19 protein-coding genes are annotated in these 22134 nt (G+C 45.6%); 9 read left to right on the forward strand and 10 right to left on the reverse strand.

Features of this window, described 5'->3' with window-relative positions; translation table 11 throughout:
* Positions 1-45 precede the first annotated feature (45 nt).
* Positions 46-183, reverse strand: coding sequence for a hypothetical protein (locus QUB12_RS26880; protein ID WP_333309221.1), 138 nt, complete (start codon positions 181-183; stop codon positions 46-48).
* Positions 184-215: 32 nt separating this feature from the next.
* Between QUB12_RS26880 and QUB12_RS26885 the strand changes: the two genes are divergently transcribed.
* Entirely contained in the window at positions 216-1196 is a 981-nt protein-coding gene (locus tag QUB12_RS26885) for an aspartate carbamoyltransferase catalytic subunit (protein WP_333140553.1), read from the forward strand.
* A 137-nt stretch (positions 1197-1333) separates the two neighbouring features.
* Here QUB12_RS26885 and QUB12_RS26890 read toward each other — a convergent pair whose 3' ends face one another.
* A complete protein-coding gene (locus QUB12_RS26890; protein WP_333140555.1) occupies positions 1334-1738 on the reverse strand; it encodes an SH3 domain-containing protein in 405 nt (134 codons plus the stop codon).
* Positions 1739-2374: 636 nt separating this feature from the next.
* On the opposite strand from QUB12_RS26890, the gene QUB12_RS26895 reads away from it, so the two are divergent.
* From QUB12_RS26895 to QUB12_RS26905, 3 genes are all read left to right on the forward strand, one after another.
* A complete protein-coding gene (locus QUB12_RS26895; protein ID WP_333140557.1) occupies positions 2375-2866 on the forward strand; it encodes a molybdenum cofactor biosynthesis protein MoaE in 492 nt (163 codons plus the stop codon).
* Between the two features lie 93 nt (positions 2867-2959).
* Complete coding sequence (locus tag QUB12_RS26900; RefSeq protein ID WP_041622468.1) at positions 2960-3619, forward strand: sigma-70 family RNA polymerase sigma factor; 660 nt, start codon at positions 2960-2962, stop codon at positions 3617-3619.
* A gap of 140 nt (positions 3620-3759) precedes the next feature.
* Complete coding sequence (locus QUB12_RS26905) at positions 3760-4347, forward strand: zf-HC2 domain-containing protein (protein WP_333140559.1); 588 nt, start codon at positions 3760-3762, stop codon at positions 4345-4347.
* Between the two features lie 187 nt (positions 4348-4534).
* Here QUB12_RS26905 and QUB12_RS26910 read toward each other — a convergent pair whose 3' ends face one another.
* Entirely contained in the window at positions 4535-6715 is a 2181-nt protein-coding gene (locus tag QUB12_RS26910; protein ID WP_333300345.1) for an NACHT domain-containing NTPase, read from the reverse strand.
* Between the two features lie 61 nt (positions 6716-6776).
* Positions 6777-7229, reverse strand: a complete 453-nt coding sequence (locus QUB12_RS26915) for a hypothetical protein (protein ID WP_333140563.1) — start codon at positions 7227-7229, stop codon at positions 6777-6779.
* 223 nt (positions 7230-7452) lie between these two features.
* Here QUB12_RS26915 and QUB12_RS26920 point away from each other — a divergent pair, with 223 nt between their 5' ends.
* From QUB12_RS26920 to QUB12_RS26930, 3 genes are all read left to right on the forward strand, one after another.
* Positions 7453-8025 carry an ATP-binding protein gene (locus QUB12_RS26920; protein ID WP_333140565.1) on the forward strand — a complete coding sequence of 191 codons (573 nt, stop codon included), beginning with the start codon at positions 7453-7455 and terminating at the stop codon, positions 8023-8025.
* Positions 8026-8311: 286 nt separating this feature from the next.
* Positions 8312-8683, forward strand: a complete 372-nt coding sequence (locus QUB12_RS26925) for a response regulator transcription factor (RefSeq protein WP_445300676.1) — start codon at positions 8312-8314, stop codon at positions 8681-8683.
* Positions 8684-8797: 114 nt separating this feature from the next.
* Positions 8798-9151, forward strand: coding sequence for a response regulator transcription factor (locus tag QUB12_RS26930; RefSeq protein WP_333140567.1), 354 nt, complete (start codon positions 8798-8800; stop codon positions 9149-9151).
* Positions 9152-9171: 20 nt separating this feature from the next.
* Here QUB12_RS26930 and QUB12_RS26935 read toward each other — a convergent pair whose 3' ends face one another.
* On the reverse strand, positions 9172-9576 hold the full coding sequence (locus QUB12_RS26935; RefSeq protein ID WP_333078464.1) for a gamma-glutamylcyclotransferase: 405 nt from the start codon (positions 9574-9576) through the stop codon (positions 9172-9174).
* Between the two features lie 245 nt (positions 9577-9821).
* Between QUB12_RS26935 and QUB12_RS26940 the strand changes: the two genes are divergently transcribed.
* Together QUB12_RS26940 and QUB12_RS26945 are read left to right on the forward strand one after the other, a co-directional pair.
* Positions 9822-10415, forward strand: a complete 594-nt coding sequence (locus QUB12_RS26940; RefSeq protein ID WP_333283184.1) for a glyoxalase-like domain protein — start codon at positions 9822-9824, stop codon at positions 10413-10415.
* A 278-nt stretch (positions 10416-10693) separates the two neighbouring features.
* On the forward strand, positions 10694-11371 hold the full coding sequence (locus tag QUB12_RS26945; protein WP_333309223.1) for a hypothetical protein: 678 nt from the start codon (positions 10694-10696) through the stop codon (positions 11369-11371).
* A gap of 243 nt (positions 11372-11614) precedes the next feature.
* Here QUB12_RS26945 and QUB12_RS26950 read toward each other — a convergent pair whose 3' ends face one another.
* From QUB12_RS26950 to QUB12_RS26970, 5 genes are all read right to left on the reverse strand, one after another.
* Entirely contained in the window at positions 11615-15979 is a 4365-nt protein-coding gene (locus tag QUB12_RS26950; RefSeq protein ID WP_333309225.1) for an nSTAND1 domain-containing NTPase, read from the reverse strand.
* A 96-nt stretch (positions 15980-16075) separates the two neighbouring features.
* Positions 16076-17488, reverse strand: a complete 1413-nt coding sequence (locus QUB12_RS26955) for a caspase family protein (protein ID WP_333140579.1) — start codon at positions 17486-17488, stop codon at positions 16076-16078.
* A 135-nt stretch (positions 17489-17623) separates the two neighbouring features.
* Positions 17624-19744 carry a caspase family protein gene (locus QUB12_RS26960; protein WP_333140581.1) on the reverse strand — a complete coding sequence of 707 codons (2121 nt, stop codon included), beginning with the start codon at positions 19742-19744 and terminating at the stop codon, positions 17624-17626.
* Between the two features lie 152 nt (positions 19745-19896).
* Positions 19897-20799, reverse strand: coding sequence for a peptidoglycan-binding protein (locus tag QUB12_RS26965; protein ID WP_333140584.1), 903 nt, complete (start codon positions 20797-20799; stop codon positions 19897-19899).
* A gap of 41 nt (positions 20800-20840) precedes the next feature.
* Positions 20841-21743 (reverse strand): glycoside hydrolase family protein, encoded by a 903-nt coding sequence (locus tag QUB12_RS26970; protein ID WP_333140586.1) that lies wholly within the window; start codon positions 21741-21743, stop codon positions 20841-20843.
* Between the last annotated feature and the right edge of the window lie 391 nt (positions 21744-22134).

Genomic DNA, 22134 nt, shown 5'->3' on the forward strand with positions numbered 1-22134 from the left:
TTCGCTGTGAGAGTGGGGTCGGAGCTACATAAACTGATTATAACTCTACTCACCGCAAAAGCGATCAAAAATTGTTGGATACTGTTGATCGCCACCCCTAAATGTCGATCGAACATTCAAAGGCGACAGCAGGGCGGGCGTACAAGCAACTTCCAAACCCATCGTCCGTCCTGATTGAGTCAATCTAAAATCTCAAATCTCAAATCTAAAATTGTATGACTTGGACAAGGCGACACATTCTCACTCTGGCTGATTTTACCTCGGACGAATACGATACAGTGCTGCAAACTGCGGCCAGTTTTCGGGAGGTGCTCGGCCGCCGCACGAAGAAAGTGCCGGCCCTGCAGGGTCAAGTGGTCGCGAATTTGTTTTTTGAACCTTCTACCCGGACTCGCAATAGTTTTGAGTTGGCGGCCAAACGACTGTCAGCGGATACGCTGAATTTTACGCCGGGAAGTTCTTCTCTGACGAAGGGGGAGACTATTCTGGATACGGCTAAGACTTATTTGGCGATGGGAACGGATTTGATGGTAATCCGGCACGAACAAGCGGGAGTTCCCAGCACGATTGCTTCGGAAATGGATCGCTTGGGTTCGAGAGTCAGCGTTCTCAATGCTGGAGACGGTCAGCACGAACACCCGTCGCAAGGTTTGCTAGACTTATTTACTATTTGTGCTCTGTTAGATACCGAACGTCCGCGGCTGGAACTTTTAGCGGGCAAAAAAATTGCTGTGGTGGGGGATATTTTGCATTCGCGGGTGGCTAGGTCTAATATTTGGAGTCTAACGGCTTCTGGGGCAGAGGTTCATTTGGCCGGGCCGCCGACTTTGCTACCGCTGTTGTTTGCTGAGTGTGGCGATGGTAGGGAAGGCAAGTTATTTTTGCACTGGCATCTGGAACCTGCTTTGGCAGATGCTGATTTTGTGATGACTTTGCGGCTGCAAAAGGAACGGATGAGCGACCATTTGCTGCCGAGTTTACGAGAGTACCATTCTTTGTACGGGATTACGCGCGATCGGCTGAAACTCTGCAAGCCGGATGTGAAGGTGTTGCACCCTGGCCCGGTTAACCGTGGCGTGGAAATTAGTTCGGATTTGATGGACGATGCCCAGTTTAGCCTGATATCTCAGCAAGTTACCAGCGGCGTGGCGGTGCGGATGGCATTACTTTATCTAATCGGCGGGGGTAAAGTTTAGGCTGTTAGTTGTTAGTCATGAATTTCGGATCTTCAATGATTTTCAGGATCGATCGCATATTTAAAATAATCGTTACCCAGTAGGGCCGGGTAACGATTAAAACTCTTTCTAGAAATGTAAATTGCTCTAGTTAAGAGTTAGGAAAGCCAGGACGCAGAAACCCAGCCACCACCTTTGAGTTGGGCCCAGCCGTTTTTGTAACGACCGGTCAATTTTACGTGGTCTCCATAATATAACTTGCCGATTACACCAGAACAGCTACTGGGGCGGTGGCGGATATTCAGTCGGCCGCCATTCGTGACAACTTTGGCGTAGCTGTGATGGCTGTGATGAGCGCGATGGCCACAGTGTTTGCGGTAGCAACTTGCCGCCTGGGCTTCGCCACCGACACTCAGAACAGATAGGGCTACTGCCATACCTGCGACGCCTATCCATGCAGAATTAGGAATTTTCAAGCCGAGTTGGTCTAACGACTTGACTTGGAGTTCGGACTCTGGAGATTCATAAGCAACAAAAGAGTGGCTCAATGCTAGTGCTTCCATAGTTTCCTCATGATTGTTGTTAACCTTTCTTGGTGCAGACTCAGGTCAAAACCTCAATTAACAGCCCAAATTATTAACTTATGTTTCATAAAAGCCACAAAAGGGCGTTAAGGTCTTGCTGTTGCCGAGTATTGGCTAATGTTCCTGAACCATGCACAGGTATATCATGTCATTGATGTAGCTTTCCGGAACAAAAAAATAAATAAAGTTTACATCGGCTGCTAAAAATTTTGCCGACGCGGATCAGAACTCCGGGCAGAATTAAACTTAACTGTGTCATTAAAAAGGGAACGAAGTTATCGATTGGGGTAGGAAATGGCTTGTACTGAGTTGCGAATGACACTACTTATTTTGGTGCTTATTTATTGAACTGCTACAGCAAGATCGGCAGTTAATTATATCGAACAAGCATCCGGCTCGTCTTCAAGCCCAATCTTAATTTGCTTGGGGTCAGTCATAGTGTAGCCGATCGCACTCGTGCAGAAGTTCGGGGCGATGGCGTCGGGCCCTCGGCCGTGCTACAAGATGGGTCTCAAGATTAGCCTCCCAGTGTCCCCGACAAGAATGCAAGACAAATCCATCGCGACTTGATTTGTGTCAAGATCGATCGAGTTCTCCAGCACCACTTCTTTCGCAATGAACTCCTTCGCTGCACTTTCTCTCGGCACAATTCCTCAACGCCATGAATCCGACAGCTTCGCCATTACCTTAGCGCCGCTGTCTGTAGAGGAAATATACGCTTTGGCAGATGACCCCGCGAACGGAGCCGTGGTAATAATGAGCGGTACAGTCCGCAACCAAACTGACGGTCAAGCTGTAGTTTCCCTAGAATATCAAGCCTACGAACCGATGGCCGTGCGAGTATTCCAGCAAATTGCTACTGAAATCCGCCGCCAGTGGGCCGATGTCAATCGGGTCGCTATTCACCACCGCGTCGGACACTTGCAGGTGGGCGAAATCAGCGTATTGGTGGCTGTTGGCTGTCCCCACCGGGGCTCAGCGTTTGCAGCTTGCCAGTACGCCATAGATACGCTCAAACACAATGTACCGATTTGGAAAAAGGAACATTGGGCTGACGGTTCTAGCAGTTGGGTTAGTATTGGAGCGTGCGAGGTTGTCGGGCATTAGTCAATCGATTTGAGATTTGAGATTGAAGAGGGGAACTTGTTACGATCTCCTAACGTCAAAAAGTGTGGAATGTTCGATGAGCCGATTCCACCGATGAGCGACTTTATTTCCGTGTCCTGGTCTGCGGTTGTGGCGACCGTTCAAAGAGTGCAATTGCCAGCCGAAAAACTCTCTAATTATGACTTGGTGTTGCGGTGTCAGGAAGGAAATCGACCTGAGACCACGGCCTTTTCAGAACTGTTGAAGCGGTATCAGTCCCACGTAGACAGGGTTCTCTATCACTTGGCCCCTGACTGGCAAGACCGAGCAGACTTGGCTCAGGAAGTGTGGATTCGGGTCTACCGCAATATTAACCGCTTGCAAGAGCCTGTTAAATTTCGGGGCTGGCTGAGCCGCATCGCCACTAATTTGTTTTACGATGAGTTGCGGAAGCGCAAACGGGTGCGAACTCCGCTGTCGCTGGACGTACCCCGTACTCTGGAAGATGGCGAGGTTGATTGGGAAATTCCGGCCGACAGTCCGGGGCCTGATGAAGATTTGACGACGAGAGAATTTTACGACCAGTTGCGGGTGGCGATCGCAGATTTGCCGGAAGTATTCCGCACGACAATTGTTTTGAGAGAAATAGAAGGTTTAGCCTATGAGGAAATAGCCGAAATGACCGGAGTTTCTCTGGGAACTGTCAAGTCGAGAATTGCTAGAGCTCGCCAAAGATTGCAGTTGGAATTGCAAAAATATCTCGATGGTAATTAGCAAGAGTAATTTCAGAGGCGGGTTAAGAAGATTTGGTGAAGTTTGCTGTGACATCAAAACTTCTCTTTTAAAATATAAGTAAGCAGTAAATCATTCTAATACCGAGTGCGTGATTCCCCAATTAGAGCAAGTCTGAAATTATGAGTGGTAACTTTGAATCCGATAAAAATCAGAATCAGCAAGGCGTGGGGGATTCACTCGCTGAAACTGAAGTTAACAACAATTATGCCCAGGGCAATGTAACTACTATGATGCGCGATCGCTTTGAATTGCTAAGTGCTTACCTCGATGGCGAAGTGACGGCAGCAGAACGCCGGCAAGTTGAGGAGTGGCTGACAAATGACCCCACTACGAAGCGTTTGTACTCGCGACTGCTGATGATGCAGCAGAGTTTTCAGGCAATGCCGGTGCCTGCTGCGGAACAATCTGCCGAGGAGTTGGCGACGAAGGTTTTGCAGCGGGTGGAACGCAAGCCGAAACGAACTTGGATTGTGGGTGGAGGTGCGATCGCAGCTTTGTTGGTTGCGGTGGTGTCTGGTGTCGGTGGCGATCGCCAATTGTTTGCTCCTCAGTTTGCTCGATCGCCCGTTCCTGCTGAATCAGACGGTTTGATTATGGCTTTAAACGAGCCTCTGGTGGAGATGGTTAATCCCAATGATTTGATGCTTGGGGTGAATGCACCGATCATGGATATTCCCAAAGTTGGTGTAGCAACCCCTCAAAAGTAATTGCTAAAGGCGCAGTAGGATTTCTGTTTTGAGCAATAACGAAAGTTGCTAAGCTCCCTAAAAAAGGGGGCTTTTTGCTGTTTTTCCCAGTTTTTCAAGGTGGATATATCCTTTGACGCTTTCCCGGCTTTGAATGACGAATTGTGGGGCGATCGCATCTTAATATCCTAGTAGGTAGCGAGTGGAATTAGACGGGGCGATCGCACTTGTCACCGATTTTTTGCAGATTTGCGATCGGCAACAGCAATGTCTCCTCAATTTCCTGCCGCACAGCAGGAGATAGATTACAACCGCTATTGAGGCAATCTACTAGCAATTTATTAGCATCATAATACTTCCTCAGCAATGACTTCTGCTGTTCGCTGAATATCCAATTGCGACCTATATTGCGATACTTAATCATCACATTTATTAATTGCTGAGTCCAATCTCGACCTTTAGCATTCCACCACTCCCGCTCGCTTCTCCACCAGTGCTGTATTCTGTTTGGATATGCTGAAGCATATAGTTGGTCTCTGAGTTGTTGCAGAGATTGCTTCAATTCTGGTTCAAGATTTAAATTGAGAGAAAAGGCGAGGATAGAGAGAAGATTGCGACCTGAACCAGCAGCATAAGTATAGGCAATATTAAGGTCAATTGCATAAAACATTGCAACATCAAGAACAATATCAGTAGCCAAGTCAGAGTGGCGTTCAGTAGCCAAGCCAGAGTCACGTTCATTGTCATAATAAGAAGTAAAGTCCAAGAAAAAAAGTTCAAGGGGTGGTTTAAAGGTATGGTCAATGGCATAACCAAGAATACGGATCAAACTTAGGTCAAAATTCAAGTCCGAACGAGGGTTACTAACGCGCTCTACCTCTCGACCCAGATAAAAAGCGCGGATAGCTGATGGTTTATAGGGAGCCTTAATGGAAAAAGATTTATTTCTTACCCACATTAGGAACTGCTGCAACTGCTCATCCTCAGCAACCATCCCATCAACTTGCTGTTTCATTGATAGTAACAAGTCATCAGTTTTTGGCAACATCCCAACTGCTAAAAACAAGACTTCTCGCCAACGCTTCTCGGTCAGGTGGCTGACCAGTTTCTCCAAAGCTTGTGGAGTGGAATTGTTAACTATTTCTGTAGCAGTAAAATACTCTTGGAATGTTAGATGAGAAAACGAATAAATCCCTCTTGCCCTCTCCACTAATAAGCCATGTTGTGCCTCGATGGCCTTCAGCACAACCTCACTATGGCTCTCCAACTGAACGCGGTCAGTTGTGGCATCGGGTAAGTTAGCCAGATAGTTGGCAATCACTTGTTGGATTTGATTTTTTTCAAAAAAGTAATCGCCCCGCTCAAAAGTAATAGCTGCCACAAAAGCAAGTAAATGTTTCTTGCGGCACAAATTCAAATCTCGATAAACTTCATCCCGTTGAATGCCTCTAGTTTCATCCCATTTTCTGAGCATAATTTCCAATCCTTCCTCATACAACTTGGCTCTGTTGGATGGAAAATGTGCTTTGGCTTGGAATACTAAACAAGTCAGATTCAACAAGATAGGCGTTACTGCCAGTTCTCGGATTTGCTGATTTTTATTCATTTTTAGCTGATATACAAATTGAGACGCTAAAGCTTTCCCTGCCTCCATATTCTGGGAAAATGCCACAAACCAATTGCGAGCAAAGGCAGCGATTTGCTTGTTATTAAAATCTGCTACCTCAACACAGGTAAAGGCTTCGTCGTGAAATCTGTACTTAGCAGCGGCAATTCGACAGGTAATAATAAACTGATTGTTGTAATACTTTTGGACAAACTGACGAATCTGTCTGACGACTGCATCGCTATCTGATTCTGGCACTTCATCTAAGCCGTCCAGCAAAATCAGCCCTCTGCCTTGACTGAGTACAGATTCAGTTTGCGATCGCGCCTCAACTCCGCAACTGGCAAATTCGTCGCTGATATATTCTAATAAGTCAAGATTAGCGATTTCAGCAAAGGTTTTCAGAGAGATAAAAATCGGTATTTTGTTTGCTTCAAATTCAGAGCGATCGCACTGAATGGCAATGTGTTTCAAAAAAGTAGTTTTACCGGAACCCGGTTTGCCGAGTACCATCAGTTTAGAGTGAGATTTCACCGCATCCAATCCTGGTACTCGTTTCTGGCATATTTTACCTAATCCCAAGCGGTTAAAGTTATCCGCATCTGGGTTGAACTCTCTGAGTAAATCGCTAATTTCTCCCGGCTGCCAACTGGTAATTTCCTCCAAAATGTTGAGTTCAACGTAGAGGTTGCTGACATCAACGGGCTGTGCAATATCCAACAGTTGCATTTTGCTGTAAAGCTGTTGGATTTTGCTGTGGCATTTTTGCCGTATCTCTTGCACTACCGAATCAATATGCTGTTGGCAAAAATCTCTAACCCCCCCAACCCCCAGGGCAGTTTCATTATCCGTAGGGGCCGTGCCCCCGTGCCGGCCCTCTTGGTCGGATCTGCCGATCGAATCCTCTAGGTCGGGGGTAGGCACGGGGAGTAGGGGTAGCACTACCCCTACAAAATTCATGTTTTTGGTGAGAATTAAACAGCCCTGCCCCAACCCCCTCTTGGTAAGGGGGGGCTAAAGGAGGACGATCGACAATTTCTTCCCAATTCAACTGCAAAACCGTGCAAAAAGCCTTGAAAGCATTAGCTTTAATTGGGTCTCTTCCTCCTAAAAAACGCCTCCAAGTTGGCAGCGAGAGGCCATCGGCATAGGGCCCGGCCTCTGTCCAAGTTCGATCGGGCTCTAATTTTTGACTAGCTTCTACTAGCCATATCGGGTCTTCTATAGTCGAGCCCCTTTCTCTTCTAGCTTGCTTAATTTTTACTAATCCCTCCTCAGAGGCTTTGAGGGTGGTCATTGTATAATTTACTTATCTAATTGTCAACGTCAGTTTTCGATCAGTTTAGCGATCGCAAACTGAGTTTGTCAAGACCCGATCAAAAAAGAGAAAATGATCGGGACAACAACTGCACGGCATACGGGAAAAGTCAGGCATAAATCATGCAAACTTAATCGTTCAGAATGCCACTGTCTTTTTTAGGTAAAAAAGTACACATTAAATGATGACAAAGGATAGCACCATGATAGATAACATAGATGAAATTCCGTCAGGTGGGATAGGTATAAAAATTATTGGCAAAATTGCCGATGAGCTAAGTTATACCCGCACTTCTGACGGTCGGAACTGTCTGTTCATTGTAAAATATTATCAGCAGCCTGGTCTAGTACCATCCCAAAGCAGCATTCAAGATGGTTTTTTTAAGCGGGCTATCGATGTTTTAACCAGCTTTAATTTCGGGTTTCAAAAGCAACGATTTCCCCAATCCGAGCCAAGTTATAACCAGCTAGTTCAAAAAATCCGCCTTCAAATAAATACTGATATCAAGGCTGTTGCTCAAGTTTTATCGTGGGTTGAACAGCTAGATCCTCTACCAATTCCCCTAGTCGTTTTGCATCAGTGTAAACTTGCTGTGATTGAAGGGTTTACGAATGCTGTTCGCCACGCTCACAAAAATCTGCCATTAGAAACTCCGATAGAGCTGGAAATAATGGTATTTAACGAACACCTAGAAGTAAAAATTTGGGATTGGGGAGAGCCTTTTGACATTCAAGCGAAGTTGAGAGAAGAATTGCCCCAAAAAAGTCTGTATTAGTTGGAACGATCTGGGATTTACGCTCCACTAAAGCTGTGCTGTAATTGCCAGCTTTAAATTGACGCTAGGAAGAAACTTTTTTGTTATGACTACTGATACTACTCCCAAGATTCTCGTTGTGGATGATGACCGAAAGCATCCAGGATACCCGCCACGTGATTCATCAGTCCAGAAATAAAAAACCTGTATTCGATGAAACTTGCCCCCGAATTTATCCGTGGGGTCAATGCTTCAATTCTAAAATCTAAAATCTAAAATCTAAAATCTAAAATCGAGTGACTCATCAATCCGCAATCTTGTTCATCGTTTTTTAAATCAGAAATATCAAGTAGATTCGGCAGCAGATGGCGAGACTGCTTTAGAATTGTTTGAGAAATTAAAGCCACTGCTAGTAGTTCTTGATTGGAATTTGCCGGATACTACAGGCTATCACCTCTGCCAGGAAATGCATCGCCGTACTAATGTTTTTGTGATTATGCTAAGCAGCCGCACCGACGAAGCTGATAAACTTAAAGTCCTGTCTGCAGGTGCTGATGACTATATCTGCAAACCCTTTGGTTTGGCAGAGTTGGCAATTCGTATAGAAGTTGTGTTGAGACGGATGATACCAATTGAATGTGAAGTTGCACATATCTCGATCCCCCTAAATCCCCCTTAAGAAGGGGGACGAAAGATCGGAATCTTGTCCCCCCCTTAGTAGGGGCGGTGCCAAGAGTGCCCGCCCTCTTGGCTAGGGGGGATCGCATTCTACGGGGCCTCATAAAAAATTGGTATGAGGCCTGTCACTTCATCACGTATTGTATTCGATCGATTCGCGATCGATTCAGCGCGTCGGGAAGCAACACTCAACGATCGCATTATCAACTTAACAGCCTTGGAATTTAATATTTTGTATTTTTTGGCTAGTCATTCCAATCAATCTTGGAGTCGCCAACAGCTAATCGAAAAAATCTGGGGGTGGAACTGCCACGACACAGGAGAAAAGCAAGTTGTTAGCGTGCATATCGGCCAGATTCGCAAGAAAATGATTCAAGTTGATGCTAATGCGTCGCAGTTTATTAAAACAATTCGGGGTTACGGTTACAGGTTCGAGCCGCCGAATCGCACGGCAATAGCTATTAACTAAGCTCATCGGCATTAACCACCTTATTTGGTGAAAAACCTATTTTCCCACCTGCCGTCGGGCAGCCAGATGCCTCCTAGGGAACGAACGCGATCGGGTAACATGAAGTAAGCCCAAGCCGTGCCTAAAGGTTTGAGGTGTCGATCGAAGATTTCGATTTCCTGTCGCTGATATTCGTTTTGTGTCGGTTCCCGCAGCGGATGATAGTCTTCCAATCGGTCTAAATCGTCCAAAATAGCCGAGTTTGCGAAACAGAGGAGAAAACCGCAGACTGTGCCATCTCCGGCCATCATCGCAGGATAGCCGATCGGCAGCGCAAAAAGTTGACCGCGGGCGATCGCGGGGCAAGCATCCACAACTTTTCCTTCGCAGTAGCGGAGGTAGTTGCACTCCCCCGGTTTGAGTGTGCCGTAGACAAAGACTTTCATCGGGTAGGGCTTAACCGCTAGTTTTTGCTAACATATAGCAATCCTAAATCATTTGTAAAAATATGTAGGGGTAGTGCCCCCGTGCCTACCCCAGTCAAGCGGGGCAACCACGGGGGGTTTGCCCCTACAAGAATTACACGAATCATTTAGGATTGCTATAGATGGCTAAGCTAATAGTTTAAGTCTCGCGGGCGATCGCGACTGCAATCTTGATAAATTTCGTTGTTTACCCTTTCTTATAATTCATGACTCTAGCAGTTAGTTTTATTGCTTTTGGACTTCGGCCTTTGTACTTGAGCTCTTTTTTGCCGTCCCTGGACAGCTTGTTTTCGACTCAAGGGATTATGGTGATGCTGCTGGCCGCCTATGCGGGGGCGATGTGGATGTTTCTCACCAGTGCTCCGAAGGTACACACCGTGATGGTATCGGATCTCGGACAAGCGAGGGAGTTCTATGAAGGTATGCTAAACCTGCCCGTAGCAGAAGTGCCGCTGCACTACTACTACAATTACGAGCAAACTTTGGGAACAACTGGTATTGATCCGCTGTATTTGTCGCCGAATGTCGGGAGGGCAACGACATCTCAAACAATGGGGAGTCCCGATGGTTTGTGGTATCAGTTGATGAAAAATACGCAACTGCACATTATTAGCGGCGCCGGTGCAGGGGAAAAAAATCGTCCGCGTCACGTTTGTTTCGATCGCGAATGTTTGGATCAGCTATTGATGAGGGTACAAACTCGCGGCATTAGTTATAAAATTCGCCGGGAAAAGCCGCTGAATTTTTTGGTCAAGGATTACGACGGTCGCGTGATTGAAATGGCTGAGGTTAGTAATTAAGTAGGTCGTTCTAATTAAAAGTAAAACGATCTCGCGCGCTACCCCCGGCTTCTTTTGTTGGGTAATATCATTCCGGCCCACCCGGAATGATATTAGTCGCGAACACGGCTCATCTCCAGAGAGATAGTCGCTCAATCAAAAAATGATAAGAATAGTTGAGATTTTTGAAATATCACTATATTTTGGTTAAACTAGCTTGATTGGTTTCGGAAGATATTTTTATATCCCCAGAATAATCAGTAACTCTCTTGTTAACTAAAGCCTGGAGATAACTAGCAATGACAGAAGTTGAAGCCATTGTGGCAAGTTTGTGGGAGCTGGATGATGATGTATTGGAAGCTCAGCTAGGCTCTCGCGTACAAGCCATAGGGGATGATGTTGCTGGACGTGGAGCAATAGGGGTAGACCCAGCTTCCTTGGAATCTATTGATGTGAACGTTGCGGCTAGAGCAGCGATCGATCCAAGATTTCTAGAAGCAGGTAAGCAGTTGTTCGATCGCGTCAACCCCTTAGTTTACCAACTTATGTGCAAACCCCTCGGGGACGATGCAGAGACTCAGAAGATTTTAGATGAAACAATCAATCAGAACTATACTAAAGCGGCTGGGATGCTGGCTCCTGTTTTAGTCAGTGGAGTTGGGTTAGCTCCTGCTGTTGCTACTCTCCTGGCTACTCTAATTATCAAAAAAGTTTCCAAGTACATTGCTACTGGAATTTGCGAGACTTGGGAGAAAAATCTACCGAAGTCTGCAATCGGAGGAGATGAACTTGAGCTCGGTCAGCCTGGAGGAGGCGGAACCACAAACAAGAAGTTCCGTTTAATGGAGGGACTGCAACAAGGAGGTGGCGCAGATCTCCTAGGTCAGCCTGGAGGAGGCGGAGTAAAACCAGCTAGCGGAGATCTCCCATGTCAGCCTAGAGGAGGCGGATGCCCCCCCCCAGAAAAGAGAGCCTAAAGAAGGTGAAAACCGCAACCAAGGAGGCGGAAACTAAAATAAATAGTGGGGAGAATCCAACACATACAGCAAATTGTTCTTTTATGAAGTACCGCCCAGAAACCGGGTTTCTTCAGGTTTCTTGCCCACAAACTTGTTTTTTTCAAGAAACCCGGTTTTGCGTACCTACAAACCCAGCAAAAGTACGGTATTTTTACATACATAAACGGGAGTTAACTTAATAGTTAACTTGCAAAACTGAGATCAATTACATAATTCTTTTAATTTTTTTGGTGGAGTTTGCAAGTAATTGTGGATATGGTTGCATCCTTTCTTTAACAACCCCTGAAAACTCATATCTGACACCTTCCATAGCAAAACAACTCGATCTGCCCCGGCAGAGGCTAACCATTTGCTATCGGGACTGAAATTCACCGCATACACCCCCGCAGTATGTCCACTCAGGGAGGTGATTAACGTTCCATCCGGTTGCCAAAGCTTTATTGTCCCATCCATACTCGCAGAGGCGATCGTTTTTCCATCAGGACTAAAGCTAACGTTAGTCACCTTACCAGTGTCTCCGCTCAGTGTGGTGATTAACCTTCCATCTCGGTGCCAAAGTTTGATTGTCTGGTCATCACTAGCAGTAACGATCCTGGTGCCATCAGGACTAAAACTAACAGACCGAATTATACTTGTATGTCCTGTCAGTGTTCTGAGTTTTTGCCCCCTAGAACTCCACAATTTTAGGGTTGTGTCATCACCAGCAGTGGCAATTGTTTGTCCATCAGGGCTAAAAGCCACACTCAACACTCTCTTCTTGTGTCCTCTTAGGGTGCTCAGTTCTTTACCTTGCAAACTCCAAAGTTTTGCGGTTCCATCAGCACTCGCAGAGGCAAGTGTCTGTCCGTCACGACTGAAGTTAACAGATCTGACCATATCTTGATGCCCTTTCAGTGTTCTCTGGAGTTGCCCATCTAGACCCCAAATCTTGATTGTGCCGTCGTCGCTGCCACTAGCAATCGTGTTTCCATCAGGACTAAAGCTAACGGCATTCACCTTGCTGTTGTCTGCTTTCAGATTCAAAAGTAGCTTAGCTTCTCGATTCCATATCTTCACTCTTCCATCAGAGTCTGCACTGGCAATCCGTTTACCATCTGGGCTAAATTGAACCGAATTCACCTCTTGCTGATGTCCAAACAAAACAGTTAACGACTTTCGATCGAGCTGCCAAAGCTTCGTGAGGTTATCGTGACCTACAGTTGCCAGCGTCTGTCCATCTGGACTAAAAGTAACACAAGAAATGGGCCCGTTATGACCTACCCAAGTATCCAGTAATCTGCCATCTTGTGCCCACAGTCTTACGGTTCCATCTTTAGTGCCAGAAGCAATGGTTTGTCCATCTCGACTGACACTCACGCTCCATACCTCCTCCCCAGGATGTAGAAGAGTCTTTAAAAGTTGCCCCTCTCGACTCCATATTTTGACTGTTCCATCTAGGCTACCAGTGGTAAAAATCTGACCGTCACTACTGAAATCTACACTTATAACAGGCTTAGAGTGGTTGGTGAGAGTCTTGATTAGAGTCTTGCCATCCCGACTCCACAGTTTTACGGTTTTATCATCACTGACTGTGATAATCCGATCGCCTTGAGGACTAAAATCCACTTGCCTTACCAAGCCTTGATGTCCTTTAAGGGTATTAATCAATTTACCGTCCAGCCGCCAGAGTTTTACAGTTGTATCACTACTGGCAGTAGCGATTGTTTTTCCATCTGGACTAAAACTGATACCGATCACCGAAGAATTTTTATGAGCAGGAATAACCCGTATCAGCTTGCCGTTGCTGTCCCAAAGTCTGACTGTTCCATCTAGACTGCCGGAAGCAATCATCTTCGCATCAGGACTAAAACGGACGCTCATAACCGCCTCTGTATGTCCTGACAAAGTTTTGACTGGACTTCCATCCCGTCGCCACAACTTAACTGTGCGATCGTGGCTAGCTGTAGCAAACATTTGACCATCCGGGCTAAAACTAACATTCTGAACAGTATTTTGATGCCCTTGCAAGCGGTTTTCCTCCCTTACCCAGCTCACAGATTGCGCCAAAGTTGTGAGAAGATCGGTCTGGAGTTTTTGGTCTGTGCTGCCCCAAGGTAATTGTTGCAAACGCTTATTAGCTGTCAGTGCATAAATCAGGGCATCAAAAGAATTTTTATTCGCCGTGAAATTAGCTTTTGAAGATTGCATTAAAGCCTCAATTAGTCCTATTTCTGCTTGTCTCCACTGATATCCAGCAAAAATGGCAAATCCACTTAGAGAAAGAATGACTCCAGTCACAGTGGCAACCAAACTACGCTGACTGTTTCGCCTTTTTTGCAAACTGTACTGCACAAACTCAGTTTCTACCTGGTTTAACCAATTATTATCAGGGGAGTTGAGTACCTCCTTATTCAATACATCCAAATAGGGATTAGCATTCCAAAGAAACTTTGCCTGTTGCCGATATTTCCACTCTAAAGCGGATGGAGTTAAACGCCTTTGCAGTGCTAAATCTTTCTCCTCTTTTACCCAATTCAGCAGCTTTTGCCAAGCCCGCACCAAAGCATCATGGGCTGGTTCCACGTAGGGATTTCCCTCTGCATCTTGCCCTTTCACTAACAACCTGGCTGTGCTAAAACGCTCAATTACTTTCTTAACTAAACTATTTTTATCTGGCGGATATTCCAATTCCGATAACGGGACTTGTCTGCGCGCTAATTCACCCCCAGCCAGGGCTACCATCCGCAGCATTACATGACGGATAACTTGGCTATAAGCTGGATTTTCTTGAACTAGCGCCTGATATTCCTCATCAGCTCTTTGAGTCAGCGATCGGATGACTCCTCCCAAAGCTTGATAATCTTCTTGAGTCAGCGCCCGGTCAATTGTTATTCCTCGATTTTGTGCATCCCGTTGTCGCTTTAAATACTTCAGATAAAGTTCCCTCAACGCGAAAGAAAGCAGTGGCAATGCTCCCGGCATATCTGCCACTTCATTAATTAATTGTTCTACTAAATCGTGGGGTTGAAAATACATTACCCGTGCTTCAGCGGGTTTCTCAATCGCTTCCCGTAGTTCGGCTCGTGTCATCGCTGGTACAATAAATCGTCCGTTGAGCCAACGCTCTTTAAGCTCGGTGTCAGTGTTTCCCACTTCTTTTTTAAGGACTGTGGGGAAAAACTTTAAGCCAGCATCTCTGACTTGGGTTTCAAAGTCAGAACGTAGGCTTAACACTACTCGTAATTTATCCCGATGGGCATCAATTGCTGTAAGTATTTGTTGGAAAAATTCCGGGCGCTCATCCTCATCTTGACAGAGTGTAATTATTTCTTCGCTTTTATCTATAAAGATTAATAAATGGGAATCGGGATGATTTTTAGCCCAAACCGCAATACTTTGACTCAGAGTTTTTTGTTGATTTTGTAATTCAATTTTGGGTAATTGGGCATCAATCAGCGCATTATTCAAGGCTTGAAAAGGTGTTGCTCCGGGGCGTATTGGTGATAAAATACACCATTTGTCGCTTTTTTGCTGTTTCAATTTGGGGATTAATCCGGCTTTTACCAAACTGGATTTACCACAACCCGAAGCACCCAAAACCACTGTTAGAGGATTAGTTTGGACAATATTTTGTAACTTTTCTATTAGTTCGTTTCTACCGAAAAACAGTTTGTTGTGTTCCTCTTCAAAGGGTAACAAGCCACGATAGGGATTTTTGGAAACATCCAATGGTGGTGCGGGCGGTAGATTCAGGGCGTGTCCTGGTGTCAGAAAAATATACTCGCCTTTGTCGTGTTTGTTGAGGCAATGAATCCCTGGCGTCTGGCGGATGGCACGTGCTTCAGTCGCAATTTCCACTCGATCGCGCAAATACACATAGAGATCGGTTGCCGTAATTACACCATCCCCCGCAGGCTTACCGGGTTCTGCTGGCGGAAAGGCATCGGCTTTACCCTCAAGTGCTTCTATCAAAGCACCGGCAAACGGTGAATGGCTTCCAATTTGTCCGCGATCGTCTTTCAAGTCAAAGGCATCCCATGCAGATTGATCGTAGGCAGCCGAAGTAAGGACTTGCCATGCGGGGTCTTGAATGAAGCGATCGTAGCGTTCTTTGTGGATCGTAACCAGTTCAACAGGAATCGCTTTGCGTAGGCTTGACCAGCGAAAAGCACCCGCAAAACAACAGTCGAGAATGCCTAAAAAGTGACTGCAGGGAAGCTGAAGCAAGGCTTTATTCACCTCTGACATCGGCAGGTAAGTGCTAACATTGCCCAACTTAGCGTTTTGAGGAATCAGATAGCCTTCAGGGCCATCCTCACCGTTGAGGGCAATCCCATGTCCAGCGAAGTAGAAGAGAAAGCGATCGCCCTTTTGAATTTGTTGCGGCAATTCTATCTCTAATACCTGCCGAAGTTGGCTGAGGGTAGCTGCTTGATTCAGAAGCAGAGTGACGGTGTAATCATGCTCGGTTTCGAGGATGCGGGCAATTTCTGTCGCATCGCTGACGGCTGTTTTGAGTGCAGAGATGCCGTTTTTGTAGTCATTAATACCAATAATTAGGGCATAACTGTGTTCAAAGTTTGACATAGTAATTTATCTCTTATGACTGGACAAAGCCTTCAATAATTGAGTCTTATTTCAGATAAGTAGGAAATACAGAAATTGGCAAACAAATCTTTCGGGTTAAGGTCTAATAAAAATAGATACATATTTCCCTGAAGCAGAACCAATGGGCAAAAGATCAAATTGCTCTGAAGGCAATTTGTTTTGGAGAATTTTCTCTAAATACTTAGCTGCCTCTTCATTTTTTGAAGTGTAACGAATTTCATTGACTGGTGTATTGATGTCCGGATTCGGGAATGTATATTTGTCGAAAAAATCTTGTTCTTGAGGAAGTAAAAATATATTTTTATCCCCAAAATTTTTGCTAAATAATTCTTTAATCTTATTGGCTCTTGTTTCTACATCCGGTCTATCTTTTATAAAATAAATACGAATTTCATAATCTTTCAGGATTTGAGGCTCTACATAAGTTTGTGTTGGTATAACTTGTGGAGGTCGATCAACATTAGTTAAAATAGGATAAACGATTGTAATAACAATGACTACACAAACAAGACCCACTCCGATTAATTGCCACTTGGGCAATTTCACATTTTTAGGTTGACGTTCTTTTGCCTCGTCCTTTAGGTGAAATTCTGTGTATGGCTGTTGCTCATTTCTTAAAATATTAGAGAGTTCCGTAGAAGGTACCATTGAAACAGGCATACTACGGTCATATACATTTGCACCAATCAAAGGATGCTGCCTGTGATCGGTTGCACGTTTAACATTGTCACGCACATACTCAAATAGCTCCCCAACCGTCACAATTCCATTTTTGTCACCATCGGCAGCACCTCGCATTCCTTCTAACAGATAGTGGGTAAAAACTCCATGCCCTCCTCCCCATCTAGCATCCTCAAACGAAACCTCATTTGCCTCCGCCGAGGTTAGTAGAGCGATTCCTCCTCTGGCCTTACTCACTTCCTGTAGATAGCGGTTTACAAATGTAGAATCATCAACAGCACTTCTACGACCAATTCCTCCAGCAATGGCTGCACTGTGGCAAGTATCAGCTAAGACAATGACTTTCTCAGCGAGCAGATTTTCTCTCAGAGACAAGTCAATTTCACGCATGGGTAGCGCAGTCCCTGCGATATCACCAGGAGCTGTATCGTGAGTAAGCAGGTAGATATTGCCTGGTCGGTCAAAATCCGGTGTGCCATGACAGGCGAAGTAGATAACAACAAGGTCTTCTCGTGCTGGCTTTTTCAAAAAAGCACGGAGTGCTCGTGTAATGTTGGCAGTTGTTGCTTCCTCATTGATTAATTTACAGATGAATTCTTTCTTAAAGTTGCCTCCACTAGGAGTGAGGAGCAGGTTGTAAAGCTCCTCTGCATCCCGATCAGCGTATCTCAGATTCCAACCTTGATATCGGTACCGTGATATACCAACAATAATTGCCCAGCGATCGCACTTGCGATACTCTGAGTACACCTCTAACTCTGAGATTATTGGTTCTGCACGTCGGCTAGTAGGTTGCTGTTCGGACATTGCACAGACAAGTTATTTACTAATTGGCTCTCTGGATATTGATGAGTCTAGGACTATTCAAGAAGTCAGCATGGAACTGATGCTAATCACCAGCGATCTATTCCAATTGGATGAATAGCCCTATTCACAAAACACCTATCGCATTACCGTGAGCTGGATCTCCTTCGTGGTCCATTCCTGACTCGGATCGAAAATCGGAACTGCTGCGCGAGTTGGGGGTTCATCATCAACATCAGCACCAACCGCAGTCAAAAGTATCCCAAGCGGATCGGGGTCGCGTTGGAGTCCTGCCTTTGATGCAATTTCTTCATCAAGTGAGGGCAACTCCAGCCAACGAAAATCATTCTGTCTGACAGTCGCAAAAACTTTCAAGGTTTCGGCTCCTTTGGAATATTTCACAGTATCCTGGAGATTGATCGCAAGCGGAATTAACATTTCTTGATTGGGATTGAATGGATAAAAAATCGCCTCTGGTATTTGGAGTTGAATGCGGGAAACCGCCCAGTTTGATTCGAGATCCAGCACAGCAACATTCAAAACTTGAGAGGAAGTATTCTTAATTCGCAAGAATGCGTACTCACCAGATTTAACAACTAAATTAGTTGGATCGGGAAACGGCTGCGGTTTTTTAGGCATCCCTGGTAGCCAGTTTGGTTGTGTGAGTAATTCCACTTCTAGCTGATTAGTCAACTCAGAAAATTGATTGCTCAACTCCTGAATTGCCTGATATTTTGCCAAATGTACCAGACGCTGTACTACCTGTTGCGGAGCCTCAGAATGCTCAATCTTCAGGGCAGGTAGCAGGTTTTCAATGGGCGTGCCAACGCAAATCTCATACTCACCGAGTTGATTAACCGCAACTAGATAATCTTCCTTTTGTTGTGCATCCGCCAGTTTCAACCAGCCATTTCCTGCCAATGCTTCCTTAACTGCTGAGAGTGCATTATCTTGCTTGTCCGCAATTGCTTGAGGCAGTTCATTGTCTTTCTCACCAACCTCTTTTTTGAAAAGGCGTACTCCCCGTACCAAATCGACAGGGGCTGACAGCATCACTGCTTGAGAACCTTGGTCAATCTTGTCCTGACGTAGCACTTCAATTACATCTGCCCAGGCATCAGAAGCACCAACTTTGGCAATTTCAACGATCGCCAATTGCTTATTTTTCTGGGTAAAATCTGTCGTGCCAAACGCATAGATTGCGAAACGATAACCTGGACTGAGACCGTTTGCCATCCCCGCATTCAGCCGAACGTGCTTGACGACTTTCTTCGGTTCTGAGTCTGCCTCTGTTACCTCTTCCTCAATTACCTCAAGCACGTTGACGGCATATTGTAAAGATCCGCGCTCAACTCCGAAGACAAAGCGATCGCTCTCGCCCACCAGCATTGGCCTCTGAGGAAACTTGCTTTGAATTTTCGCACTGACGCGATCGTGCAATGTTTTGTATGTCAATCCTGAAGGGCTACTGGTTAACGTATCGATCATCCAGTACGTCAGCGCCCCATGTCGCTCCTTACCGCTCACCGCATACTCGTAGGCATACTCGCTAGGACGACAGGCAGCTAGCAATACATAATCTCTAGGTTGAGGAAGCCACTGCCCGGGGGTAATACTTGCAGGAATCCCATCAGTCAGAGTGTGCCAGTTTGCGATTAGCTCTTGTCGCTGGGCAACCAAGCTTTCAGAGTCTTGCGGTGCTGTGTCGGTTTCTCCGGGGCCTCGAATTGCAACATCGTCGCCTCTAGTTGCTTCTCCAGAGTGGCAGCTATCCAAGACAAGGGTGACAATCAACCCTTTGTCCGTCATCCGCTTCAACAGTGTCGCCAATTCCACATCTCGCAGGTAGCGCCCAGATTCGTTGCCAACATCTATTGGCACAATTCCCTCATCGAGTTGGTCATTCCCCTTCAATTCTGGATAAATAGTTGTCGTCCGTCCTCCATGTCCAGAATAGTGAATGTAAACCTGCTCTCCCGGCTGCGCTAGTTCTGTAATAGCCTTAAACTTCGCCACAATATTTTCATAAGTTGGTTCCGGGTCTTTGGTTTCGATTGTTTCAGCGACTTCAGGATTCGGAGAAGTTAGCTTGAAAATCCCTTCGGATGGAATCTTCAGTGTCTCGGAGAGGTAGCTTGCTACAAGATTAATGTCACGCACGGCTCCTTTAAGATTCTTGTACAACCGATTGGGTAAGTAGTAGTCAATGCCAATTAATAATGCGTAAAAATTCAGTGTTTGATCGGGTTGGTCAGCCATTTTTACCTCATCACTCCAGCATCTGTATTTAACTCAGAGAGTTGGTGTATCGGCAGAGTTCTAGAGCCGCAATTTCAAGCTTTTCAGAAAACTCTGCCCATTCAGCAACGTATCCTTCAGTTCAAGATTTTGTTAATTCGATCGCGAACAGTTCAAGCCATTTGTTCGCGGGTTTTTGGTCCGACAATTCCGTCTGGCTTCAAACCCTTCTTCTGCTGAAATTCCTTGACGGCTTTATCTGTTGCTGGCCCAAATTCACCATCAGCCCCAACTACAATCCCAGCCTTTTTCAAACCCTCCTGAAGCTTGAGTACATCCGAACCTTCCATTCGGGGCACCGCCAAGCGCAACGTTCTGGGTTTGTCATCCCACGGCGCTTTAGGAAACCCTGGAGCCGGAGAACGATTAAGCGCATCCTCAGTTTGAGGGCCAAAGCTGCCATCTTCGCTAATCTTTGCATTAGGATTGTTCTGATTCCAAAGCTGCTGAAATGCGAGTATTGATTTGCTGCGAAGATCGATCCTGCCGCCGCCTTGGTAGTCGAAGTGAGGCGGATCGTTTCGTAATGGATACCAGCCATACCGCATCAAATAAACTTCCCAGCCTCTTGCATCTTCAATGTCGATCGCTAACCCAGTTTGGTGGTTGCTGGCTCCCGGTGCAGCTACAGGATTAGAGTTGTTGAAGCGATCGTTGTATAGCAGCATTTGCTGAGCGATCGTGCGGTAGGCAGAGTTCACCTGCATAGTTTGACCTCGATCTTGAATCGCTCTCTGGAGTGCCTGTTTTGCAGGGGCTTGTACATAGGGAAAGGCTGCATCCAGCAAGTCTACATTGAGGTCATCAAAACTGACAAAGGCATCTGGCACAATCAGTTGGAGTTGATATATCAACTGCTGAGATAAGCCATTGACCACCGCAGTCGAAGACATGGGTGCATCTTTGAGCAATCCGGGAAAACTGCCTTTAATTCCCAACATATCCCGTTCGACAAATTCTTCACAAGCCTCGACAATTACAGGTTGATTAAAGAGAAGATCGCTTGAGTCAGTCATGGTTTTCTCCTATCGGTTTGAATTTGGTTACACAATCGATGTTATAGTCCCAATTCTTTTCGTGTTTGGGCACCTACCACACCATCCGCCGTTAGCCCTTTCTGCTGCTGAAACTGTCGCACTGCCTTGTCAGTATCATTACCAAAGAATCCATCAGGTTCGAGATTAATTCCTGCTGTTTTCAAAGCTTCTTGCACTTGACGAACATCCTCACCTTGCATCATGGGTTCGGTGAGTTTCAAAGTGCGAGGTGCTTCTGAGATTGTTTCACCTGTTACTTCTTCGCCTGTTCCTTCATAGGTTAAGAATGACTGCCAGGGTTTTCCCAAAAACAGTGCTCGTTCAGCCAATCGTCGGCGTGTCAGCCCTAGCCAGGGTTCACCATTTACCTTATTCCAGCGAGGAAACTGATTAGCAGCTCCTTGATAATTTCCCTCGTTCAAAAGCCTCAGAAGAGTTGAATCTCCAAAACCTCCTGGCCCCACGTTGAAGCAGAAACAAACCAGTGCAGAAAACTGATTGTCATTGAGCTGAACTTCAACGGCATCCTCAACAAAGGATTCAAATTTTTCTAAATCTTTGCTCAGCAATTCTTCTGCTTGCGTTTGGCTAATCGTCAGTCCTGGAAAAACATCGTTGCCAGTGTGTCCGTAACCAATTGTCCAAACTCCACCGCCGTCATCATAAGCAGTTAGCTTACATCCTTCAAACGTAGTCAGAAGCTTAAAGCCTTCTCCATTGATTTGCTTTGAACCTCTGCGTTCTGCCACATCAGGCGGTTGTTTTTCTGGAGGATTAATGTTGTATGTTTTAGCCACGCTGAACTTTAAAGCATCAATTAATGCTTTTACTTGCCCATTTGTCTCGGTGACTTTAACGGCTAGGTCGTCTTTTATTTCGTACACGCGACCATCGCCGAAGATTTCAAGTGATCTTCTTGGCATTTTAGTTTTTCCTTTGGAAAAGGTAGATGAACTGGAAGGACGCATCCTGAAGATCCCGATCGCCAAACTTTTGCCTGCCTCTGACAACGTGTGAAAAGAGTTTATCAATTCATACTTGTTATCCAAAGTCTTTGTTTGATCGGTGATTTCACTGGTTACGTCTGTCCCAAAGTAATTTCCGGGATTTTCTTGAACCTTTACAAAAGTTTATTTTTGCCGATCGAGAGCGGTGTGCTGCTTGTTCTATTTAACGATCGCGATCGCCCAATTCCACCACTATCAAATTACACTTAGGATCGTGGATTAAATAACTTCGTAGGTTGGGTTGAGGAACGAAACCCAACAATCAAGCGTGGCGTTGGGTTTCGTTCCTCAACCCAACCTACAAAAA

This window comes from Microcoleus sp. B7-D4 (assembly GCF_036705125.1).
In the GTDB taxonomy this organism is placed as follows: Bacteria; Cyanobacteriota; Cyanobacteriia; order Cyanobacteriales; family Microcoleaceae; genus Microcoleus.

Bases quoted from the DNA above. Each gene is read 5' to 3' on its own strand.
- QUB12_RS26885 (WP_333140553.1), top strand. From the start codon at position 216: ATGACTTGGACAAGGCGACACATTCTCACTCTGGCTGATTTTACCTCG.
- QUB12_RS26890 (WP_333140555.1), bottom strand. From the start codon at position 1,738: ATGGAAGCACTAGCATTGAGCCACTCTTTTGTTGCTTATGAATCTCCA.
- QUB12_RS26895 (WP_333140557.1), top strand. From the start codon at position 2,375: ATGAACTCCTTCGCTGCACTTTCTCTCGGCACAATTCCTCAACGCCAT.
- QUB12_RS26900 (WP_041622468.1), top strand. From the start codon at position 2,960: ATGAGCGACTTTATTTCCGTGTCCTGGTCTGCGGTTGTGGCGACCGTT.
- QUB12_RS26905 (WP_333140559.1), top strand. From the start codon at position 3,760: ATGAGTGGTAACTTTGAATCCGATAAAAATCAGAATCAGCAAGGCGTG.
- QUB12_RS26915 (WP_333140563.1), bottom strand. From the start codon at position 7,229: ATGACCACCCTCAAAGCCTCTGAGGAGGGATTAGTAAAAATTAAGCAA.
- QUB12_RS26920 (WP_333140565.1), top strand. From the start codon at position 7,453: ATGATAGATAACATAGATGAAATTCCGTCAGGTGGGATAGGTATAAAA.
- QUB12_RS26930 (WP_333140567.1), top strand. From the start codon at position 8,798: ATGAGGCCTGTCACTTCATCACGTATTGTATTCGATCGATTCGCGATC.
- QUB12_RS26935 (WP_333078464.1), bottom strand. From the start codon at position 9,576: ATGAAAGTCTTTGTCTACGGCACACTCAAACCGGGGGAGTGCAACTAC.
- QUB12_RS26940 (WP_333283184.1), top strand. From the start codon at position 9,822: ATGACTCTAGCAGTTAGTTTTATTGCTTTTGGACTTCGGCCTTTGTAC.
- QUB12_RS26945 (WP_333309223.1), top strand. From the start codon at position 10,694: ATGACAGAAGTTGAAGCCATTGTGGCAAGTTTGTGGGAGCTGGATGAT.
- QUB12_RS26950 (WP_333309225.1), bottom strand. From the start codon at position 15,979: ATGTCAAACTTTGAACACAGTTATGCCCTAATTATTGGTATTAATGAC.
- QUB12_RS26955 (WP_333140579.1), bottom strand. From the start codon at position 17,488: ATGTCCGAACAGCAACCTACTAGCCGACGTGCAGAACCAATAATCTCA.
- QUB12_RS26960 (WP_333140581.1), bottom strand. From the start codon at position 19,744: ATGGCTGACCAACCCGATCAAACACTGAATTTTTACGCATTATTAATT.
- QUB12_RS26965 (WP_333140584.1), bottom strand. From the start codon at position 20,799: ATGACTGACTCAAGCGATCTTCTCTTTAATCAACCTGTAATTGTCGAG.
- QUB12_RS26970 (WP_333140586.1), bottom strand. From the start codon at position 21,743: ATGCCAAGAAGATCACTTGAAATCTTCGGCGATGGTCGCGTGTACGAA.